Genomic DNA, 9,042 nt, shown 5'->3' with positions numbered 1-9,042 from the left:
TCCCATGACCGCCCGGCTCAGCCTCTACCAGAAGGCCGAACAGGAGCTGTACAAGCTCGACCGCTCGGTCAAGGGCAGGTTCTACGACTTCTGCCACCGCTTCCGCGAGGACCCGGACCACCCCGGCCTGGACCTCAAGCCCCTCAAGGGCGACGGACGGGTCTTCCGCGCCAAGATCGACCAGTCGTATCGCGCACTGCTGGCCAGGGCTGGCGTCGACGACAAGGGCCGGGAGAACTGGCTCGTCATCGCGGTGCGCCACCGCAAGCACGTCTACGAGGAACTCTCGGTCGCGATCAACCGGATCACGGGCGAGATCGAGTTCGTGGACCTCTCCGTCGTGGGCGAGAGCGTGCTGCACCGCGCGGGCATCACCCTCACCCCCACCGAACCCGAGCCCGCCCCGGAACCCGTCCCGGAGCCCGCACCCGAGTCCGCCCCGGCCGCCGCCGGGCCCCTGCTCGCCGGTGTCACCGCCGACGACCTGCGTGACCTGGGCGTCGCCGACCAGCTCATCGACCTCGCGCTCGCCGTCACCGACAGCGACGAACTCGACCAGCTGGTCGCCGGCGCGCCGCTGCTGTCCAAGGACATCCTGTACGGGCTCGCCGCCGGCATGCCCCTCGACGAGGTCCGCAAGGAAATCACCGCACCGGTCAAGGTCGACCTCGGCCAGGACTACGAGCAGGACCTCGGTGCCGCGCTCGCCCGCACCACCGTCACCACCATCGACGCCGACATCCAGGCCGCCCTGGAGGAAGGCGACTTCCGCGCCTGGAAGGTCTTCCTCCACCCCACCCAGGCCAAGCTCGTCCACCGCGCCTACAACGGCCCGGCCCGCGTCTCGGGCGGCCCCGGCACCGGCAAGACGATCGTCGCCCTGCACCGGGTCAAGCACCTCGCACAGCAGCTGCCGCCCGGGCACAACAAGCCGATCCTGCTGACGACGTTCACCAAGAACCTCACCACCGACCTGCGCGCCCGGCTCGCCTCACTGCTGGAGCCCGAACTGCTCGCCCGCGTGGAGATCGCCCACATCGACCAGCTCGCCGCACGCGTCCTCAGCGAGAACGCCGTCAAGGGCTCGGCGAAGCAGCGCGTCTACGACAGCACCGCGCTCAACGTCCTGCGCCAGGTCCTGCTCGAACTCGACGAGCGCCGCTGGGACGCCGAGTTCCTCTACGAGGAGTGGGACCAGGTGATCCTCGGCCAGTCCATCGGCAGCCGGAAGGCGTACTTCGAAGCCCGCCGCGCCGGCCGCGGCCGTTCCGTCACCCGCCCCGAGCGCGCCCAGATCTGGAAGATCCTGGAGCAGTTCACCGCCCGTCTGGACACGGAGGGGCTGGAGACCTGGGGGCAGGCCGCCGAACGCGCCGCCCGCCTCGAAATGGAGCGTGACGCGAAGATCAGGGCACGGCAGGAGCGCAAGGAAGCCGTCGACGGCAAGGACCTCATCCACCGCGACGACGGCTCCGGCATGCGCTTCCTCCACCACCGGTACCGCCACATCGTCGTCGACGAGGCCCAGGACTTGCGCGCCGCCCACTGGAAGATGCTGCGCGCCATGGTCGCCCCCGGCCCCGACGACCTGTTCATCGCCGGCGACACGCACCAGCGCATCTACGACCAGCAGGTCACCCTCAGCACCGTGGGCGTCAACATCCGGGGCCGCTCGTCCCGGCTCACCCTCAGCTACCGCACCACCAAGGAGATCCTCTCCCGGGCCATGCGGGTGGTCGACCTCACCGGCAGGAACCTCGCCTATGACGACCTCGACGACAGCACCGACACCCTCGACGGGTACCGCTCCGTCCTGCGCGGCCCCGTGCCCGATCTGGTCCGCTGCGATTCCTGGGACGACGAACTCGACCGGCTCGCGGCCGCGCTGACCGCCTGGCGCGAGGAGATCGCCACGGGCAACGGCGGCGCCGGCCCGCGCCGCGACCCGCGCGGCAGCATCGCCGTGTGCGTCGCGGAACGGGACATGGTCAGCCAGGTGATGTTCCACCTGGCCACCAAGGCGGGCATCACCGTCGCCGAACTCACCAAGGACGGGCCCAAGGGGGACGGCGAGGTGCACGTCGGCACGATGCACCGCTTCAAAGGCCTCGAATACCAGAAGCTGGCCATCGTCGGCGCCCGCGACGGCGTCATCCCGCGCACGGAGGTCATCGAACGCTACCGCGCCACCGACCCCCAGCGCTGTGCCCGCGAGGAGCTCAGGGCGCGCTCGCTGCTCTTCGTGGCCGCCACCCGCGCCCGCGACGCGCTCCGCATCAGCTGGCACGACAGGCCGAGCCCGTACCTGCCGGTCTGATCCTCAGTACGGCCTCGCGGGCGGGCCGCGTTCACCGGCGTGACGCACGAACGCGGCCCGCTTGCGAGGGAGGGCGGGTCGGGCCCGGGCCGGGGCTCGGAAGCCTCCGACATCGGCCTCCTCGTATGCCCTGCGTGTGGAAACCGCATGCCCCGGTGATACCGCAGCAGAAGACCAGCCGTCAGCCTCTGCGAAACCGCGAGTTCCACCTCAGTAGCTGGGGTTGCGGCGGTGAGGTAGAGGACCCGAGCCGGCCAGCGGCTCCTCCCTCACACGATCGAGCTGCTCCCGCGTCACTTGCCCTCTTCGCCATGCCCGAGGTGCAAGACGAAGTCTCGGATGACGACGGCTGCTGGTGCCCGTCCGGCCAGGACTTCCAGCAGATCGGGGCGGATCACGACGGCACAACCGGTCATCCGCGGCCAGGCAAGGTGGTAGGAGCTCCTCTCGTACTCGGTGCGCCAGCAGATAAGCCGGAGGGCCAGCCCACGGTCGTCCTCTAGGGTCAAGGGAGCCCCGGGCCGCAGGTGCAGCGCGGCACGGAGCCACCAGCCCACTGTGAGCGTGAGGTCGGGCAGCCCCAGACCATGGGCGGCATCCCCGGCCGCAACCATGTCGCGGTCGACACCGAGCAGTGGGAAGCTGGCAGGTGGAGACCCCAGAGGTGGCTGCGCCGGCCGCTCAGCCCATTCAATGAGGTCGCCGTCCGAGAACGGCGGGACGTCCGGGGTCCCCTGGCCCCCGCGCGCCGTTACCTCCGGACCTGAGAACCTCAAGCTGACCGAGTCGGTCGTCCGTCCGTGCGACGACAGGAACCTGCGCTTCTCCACGGAAGCGAGGATGTACCAGCCATCAAGTGGCCGGCCGCTCAGGACGTCCGCTTCCGCCAAAGGCCGCACGGAGACGGTCTCCGCGATTACGCCGGCCATTGAATCGGTTGGATCGCCCGGACCTGGCGGAGTCCGAAGGCCGGGACGCGGCCAACGCGCCGCCTCGAAGGCCAGGGGAACGATCGGGCTGTCCGTCAGTGTGGTGGCCAGTCGATCTTCCCAGGCGCGCGGATCGGACACGCCCGGACCGTTCGAGAGCCGGTGAGCGCGGCTACCCGCTGCCGTTCTCTGGACCGCTTCCTCGACCGCCTCCTCAGTGGCGAGGTAGGCGTCCGGCGGTAGTTGTTTGTCGGCGCTTCGGTAGGCACGGAGCTGAGCCCTGTACCTGTCCTTCGTATGCTCGCTGCCGAGTCTGCGGCGGGCATCCGCCAGAACCGCCCGGATCAGCCCCGGCTGCAGCGGCTCGGCTTCACACAGCCGTGCGCCGGCCAGCTCTCGCACAAGCCCTTCCCACGCGTGATCGTCTCGGTCGCCTTCCTGCCCGGGCGTCCACAGGCGGACTGGGGGCTGCAACGCGTCCGGAAGGGAAGGCGCCATGGGAACGCTCGCCGCATTGATGAGCAGCCGTCGGGCAAGGGCCCGGACGGTGAGCAGAGGTCCTTGGGCCAGCGCTCCGAGCGCGTCTTGGCAGTGCTCCAAGACGGCCCGGCCGGCTGGCCCTTGCTCCTCGAGGAGACACAGCAGCCAGGTCAGCGTCGCCGGATCAGTCGCGTGTTCCAGCGCCAGGGCCATGGCAGGTGCCGCTGCCTCCGGGCGCATTGCGACGAGAGCCCGCGCGGCGATCATCGACCGCCGCTTGGTCTCGCGTCCCGCATGGGCCACTCCCGCCAGTGCCGCGGTCGCGAAGGCGCGGTCCAGATCGCCGTAGACGGCCGCGCCGGTGTCCCGTTCGGGGGCGTGGTAGGGGTAGTCGGGGTCGTCGCTGTCGTGGACCCGAGGCGCCCGGCTCTCGATGACCGCCGCCGCTTCGTCCCACAGCGCGAACCCCAGATCGAGGGAGCTGTGCCCGGGCAGGCCGACGGCTTGGCGGGCGAAGGCGTAGATCAGCGCCTGCGTGACGCCGTGGGTGCCGTACCGGCCGGTGCTCACGATGGCTTCCGCCTCTTCGGCGACGACGCGGAAGGTGAGGGCCGGATCGATCCGCGCGGCTCTGCTGAGGGCGTCGAGGGAGGTCTCCCCGCCGAAGTTCAGCCACCCGCCTTGTCCGCGCGTCCGCACCCAGGTCAGTGCGTACGCTTCGGCGGCCAGGCTGTCCTGGCCGTGTCGTTCGAGTCCCTCCGCGAGCTGGCGCAGGAGGAGGGGGCCGTCACGGAAGTCAAACGGTCCGGCGATGGCCCTCAGGAGTTGTAGAGCTTCGTCGGCACGTCCGTTGCCGGCGAGGCTGAGCAGCCGGTAACCAATGAGGTTCGTCATGCGGTCGAGGGCCAGCTGTGGTGTACCGGTTCCGTAAGGGCGCCGGCGCCATTCTCTCAGTGCTCGGATCAGGCCGACAGGGCCAGGGGGTACGGGTGGCAGCACCATACCGGCCAGCACGTCCGCGGCCGTGCGTGTCGGCGCGGGTGCCGGCGCGCGGCTCCGACTCCGGGATTCCTCTGCGACCGGCAGGTCGGGAAGGGGCTCGATGCTCGGCGCACCGGCACGTACGGCCACGGCGTTGAGCGCGGCGATCCGTCGCTCGTCTGACGCCTTCGCCTCGTCACCGTCGGAGGAGTCGTAGCGCATCGGCCGCTCGTCCGCCCGGCTCAGTGCGCAGCGGAGCAACTCCGATACGCCGTCGGGCATCGAAGGACCGGACGTCTGAACGAGCCGGTCCAGTACCGCCGCGTCCCCGTCCAGGAGCGGACTGTCCAGGGTGAGGCGGAGCGCCGTTGCCGCGATCGGATCCGCCTCGTCCTTCCAGCTGTGCCAGAGATTTACCCGCGCGCCGTGGAGGAGGTCGTTGGGGCCGTTACAGTCACCGAGGAGCCCGATGGCGGCGAGCTGGGCGAGGGCGGCAGGATCTGCCCTAGCCAGTGTCCGCCACCACTCCCGCCGGGCGGCGAGGGTCTCCTTGCCGTCGGTGTGCAGGGCCAGGCGTTCGCAGAGCGGCTGGAGCTGCGCCACCCGCGCCCTGCCCCGGGCGGGGTCGGCGGCGACGAGGGCGGGCAGCGGGTCAAGGACCTCATAGACCGTGATGTCCTTGTGCCAGCCGTAGGCCACCAGGTAGCGGCAGGCTTCCAGCCAGCGTGTCTCTGCCACGGCGGGTTCACCAGCGGCGAGGGCGAGGCGCGCGTGGATGAGAAGGTACCCGGCGAGGTCGCTGTAGTAGCGTCCGCCGGCCTGCTGCTCGAACTCGCTCTGGATGGCTTGGTCCACACTGGCCCGCCGTGCAGGCGTCGCCTGCTCGACGGCGATCGAGAGCAGTAGATCGGCCGGCAGCGGACCGCCCAGTTCACCTCGCAGAGTGGTGCTGATCCCCCGGCTGACGCGGGTGAGCGTCTCCCACGCCTGCGTCCAGTCCTCGTCGGACACGAGCACGACCGCCCGGCGCACCGTCCCCTCGACGAGCGGGTGTATCGCGTAGAGGTCGCACGCACGCGGCTTTCCAGCGAAGGGCCTGAGGTCTCCGGTCAGGAGTCCGAGGGCTTCCACCGCCAGGCCGGACCGGAGGTCCACACTGGCGGATTCGGCGCGTACGAGGGCGATCGCGAACCGCAGCCAGCAGGGGTACCAGCCCGGTCCTTGGACGAGCGCCTCCGCCGCATCCAGCGCCAAGGGATCGGCTGCCGCAGCGACCGCCAGCGCGTCGAGCCATCGGGCGACGGCCTCGGGACTCCAGTGGACGCGTTCCTGCTGTATGTCGCGGGTGAGAGAGAGCAGCACGCCGCGCCGGACCGGGGAACTGTCCCCCGCCAGGTCTCCGGACAGGTCGTCCGCAGCGGCCCCCAGCGCCAGCAGCCGGTGCACCGTCCCCGGCCGATGCCCCAAGCCGGCGGCCCGCTGTGCCCAGTGTGCTGCGCTGCCCCGCTGTCCGGGCACCACGCCGGCCGCAATCTGCTCGGCGAGCGAGAGACACACCGGGCCGCCCGCTGCGAGTCGCGGCAGCAGGCCGGTAACGGCATCGGTTCCCACGGTGTCGAGCAGCGCCTTCACGACGGCGTCGGCCGCTGACTGTTCATGGTGCTCATCGAGCCACTGGGCGATGATGTCCAGCGACACCGGTGCGCTGAGTTCGTCCTGCCCGGGCATCTCCTCCTCTGCACCCCGGTACGCCGCGGACAGTCGCAGCCGACCGCGCAGCCAGGCCAGGCTGACGGCCCGGTCGGACTCTTCCCCGTACGAGGTGTTGTCGGATTCGTCCTCGTGCTGAAATGCCGTCATGTATTCGCGCCAGGGTGCCACCGCGCCTGCGGCATCAAGAGCCGCGCACATTCGCAGGCCCGCCCGAGCGGGCATCACGGTCCGTCCGTCGTACAGGAGACGGTCCGCCATTCTCTGAGCACCGAGCAACGCGATCGGCACGTCGGCGAAGTCCACCAGCACTGAGTCAAAGCGCTCACTCTCGTAGGTCTGCGCAGCCCGGGCCAGCTCGACGCAGCGGACGACGAGCGGCCAGTTTCCCGATCTGGCGGCGCAGCGCAGCCCGGTGGCCAGGTTGTCCCTGATCGCCGAGGCCGGGAACGCGGCCGAGACGGCGCGGGCGACGAAGTCCCGTCCGATGTGGCTGAGCACCTCGGTGTCGCTTCCGGACTCGGCGAGGATCAACAGGAGCCGTCGGAAGGCTCTCGAATCTTCGAACAGCCCCTTGCCAGACAGCCATGTGGCGATCAGCGCGAGCGTCGACCGCAGGGCATCGGGATGGTCCTCGTACCCCAGGCGCAGGTAGCGAGCGAACGACTCGTGATACACCCGGACCTCACCCTGCCCGGTCCGCTCGGAAAGCACCGGGGCCAGAACCTTCAGCGCGCGGTCGATCCGGTGACCCCGGTCGGGGACGATCTGCCCGAGTTCCTCGCGGGTGACCGGCATACCGAGCAGGGCGATGATGTCGGCGACGACATCGGCTTCAGCACCGAGGGTCTCGTAGAGGTGGGCGTAGTAGTCCTCCAGTGAATCGCGGTACGGGGGAAGCGCCCGCACCGTTGCCGCGGCGTCCGCAACCGTCTCTGGGCGCAGGGCGACCTCACGGCAGAGGTACGTCGTGTACAGGGCGTTTCCGCCTGAGCGTTCCTGTAGCGCGTGGAGGAAGTCCGCGACCTCCCGGTCATCGGTCAGCAGTGCCTCGGCCTGGCTGCTTCCCTTCGACGGGACGAGCCCGAGCCGCTCGGCCATGCCGCGGAGTTCTTCCAGCGCGAGCGACGGTACGGCGACGGTTGCTGCCCCCGCCTGTCTGAGGGGGTCGAGATGGGTCCCGGGCTGACTGAGGACGATGAGCACGCTCCCGACTGGGAGCGGCAGCGAGCTGAGTACCTCGGCAAGGGCCAGCGACGGGTCCGCTCTCCTGGTCCTCCCGCCGTGTACGCGGGTGACGTGGTCCAGCCCGTCCACGACGAGCGCCACTGACCGGGCGGGGTCCTTGCGGAGAGCGGTCGCCACCGCGTTCGTCAGTGCCTCCTCGTCGGCGGCGAAGCGCGGACGCTGATCGTGGACAAGGCTCGGATCCGCCTCGGCCAGCCGGCCGAGCAGGCTGCCGAAGACCGATTCGGTCATCACCCGGGTCAGTTGGTCGCCGTCGGCGTCACCCAGGTAGCAATAGTGTTCGGCGACCAGCCATCCGTCACGGGTGAGCTGTTCGACCAGTTGCTGGCACGCCCAGGACTTTCCCTGCCCCGGCGGGCCGGTCACCAGCAACACATCGCCATCGGCTGCGGCGGTCCCGGCAGCCTCCACCAGGGCGTCGACCGCGCCTGGGCGCGCCACTTCCAGGGTCCGATCGACGGGATGCGCGCGTAGGACGGCGCCGAAGTCCTGGCGCAGCTGTGCCCGGCGGAGCAGTTCCTGCGATGTGACCTTGGTGTCCCGCTGACGGGCGGCCCGGACCGTGCGGATCAGCGCCTCGGCCACGTCGGCTGGCGAGCGCCCTTCGTTGGGGTGGATACCCGCGCCGAGTTCGCCGCGCACCCGCTGGAGGAGGAGCTGCTCCGCCGGCCCCGGTCGCTGGAGGTCCATCGTCATGGGCGGCGCGGCGAGCTCCACGACCAGGTGCTCGCAAAGCCACTCCAGATCTTCCTTGGCCACGGCCGTGTCACCTTCAGCCAGGAACCGGAAGACGTTTCCCGCCTTGCGCCTGCCCTGCGCTGGCAGCTCGACCCCCCGCCAGAGAGCCTCGGCGTCGAACCTCAGGAGAGTGGTGTTCATGCCCGCCAGAAACGGCGCGTCGGACGCGCGTGCGGGCACCATGACCGCGCGCAGCACGGCATCGTCCGGTGGTGCGTCCCGCATCACGATGCGCAGCCGGACTGTACGGGCAGAGGCCCCTGGGCCGTCGCGGTCGGCGGCGGCGGTTGCCACGAGGCGATCGAGCCGCAGTCCGCGGCCGTCCGAAGTGAACGTGTCGTAAGCGAGGGGCTGATCGTCGTTGTCCGAGTGCTTGAACTGGGTCCGCTCACGGCATCCGTCCGCCCCGATGACCGTGAGATCGTCGAAACGGTCGTCCGGTACCAGTTTCTCGTCAACGTGCACGGCGACGATCCCGCCCAGCGGCAGATCCACCACACGACAGGCTTCTAGCAGGTCCTGGTACTCATACCCGCGATGCGCGGCAGTCAGATCACCCATGTCCTGTGCATTGTCTCGGGCTGGGCGCCCGTAGGAGGGAAAACGAGAGTGATACCTCCCTCTGAACGAACCACGAGG

Annotated in this window: 2 protein-coding genes; one reads left to right on the top strand and one right to left on the bottom strand. The window is 70.1% G+C overall.

The window, feature by feature from the left end; genetic code table 11:
* The first annotated feature begins 4 nt into the window (after positions 1–4).
* Positions 5–2,317, top strand: a complete 2,313-nt coding sequence (locus tag AB0L74_RS21975) for a UvrD-helicase domain-containing protein (protein ID WP_365654779.1) — start codon at positions 5–7, stop codon at positions 2,315–2,317.
* Positions 2,318–2,610: 293 nt separating this feature from the next.
* Here the strand turns inward: AB0L74_RS21975 and AB0L74_RS21970 are convergent, their stop codons facing one another.
* Complete coding sequence (locus tag AB0L74_RS21970) at positions 2,611–8,964, bottom strand: ATP-binding protein (protein WP_365654776.1); 6,354 nt, start codon at positions 8,962–8,964, stop codon at positions 2,611–2,613.
* Between the last annotated feature and the right edge of the window lie 78 nt (positions 8,965–9,042).

It is taken from the genome of Streptomyces sp. NPDC052020, assembly GCF_040680575.1.
Classification (GTDB): Bacteria; Actinomycetota; Actinomycetes; order Streptomycetales; family Streptomycetaceae; genus Streptomyces.
Note: the sequence above shows the minus strand (reverse complement) of the source record. Positions and strands in the feature narration are given on the sequence as shown.

Excerpts from the sequence above, each read along its gene's own strand:
- AB0L74_RS21975 (WP_365654779.1), top strand. The coding sequence starts at position 5 with ATGACCGCCCGGCTCAGCCTCTACCAGAAGGCCGAACAGGAGCTGTAC.
- AB0L74_RS21970 (WP_365654776.1), bottom strand. The coding sequence starts at position 8,964 with ATGGGTGATCTGACTGCCGCGCATCGCGGGTATGAGTACCAGGACCTG.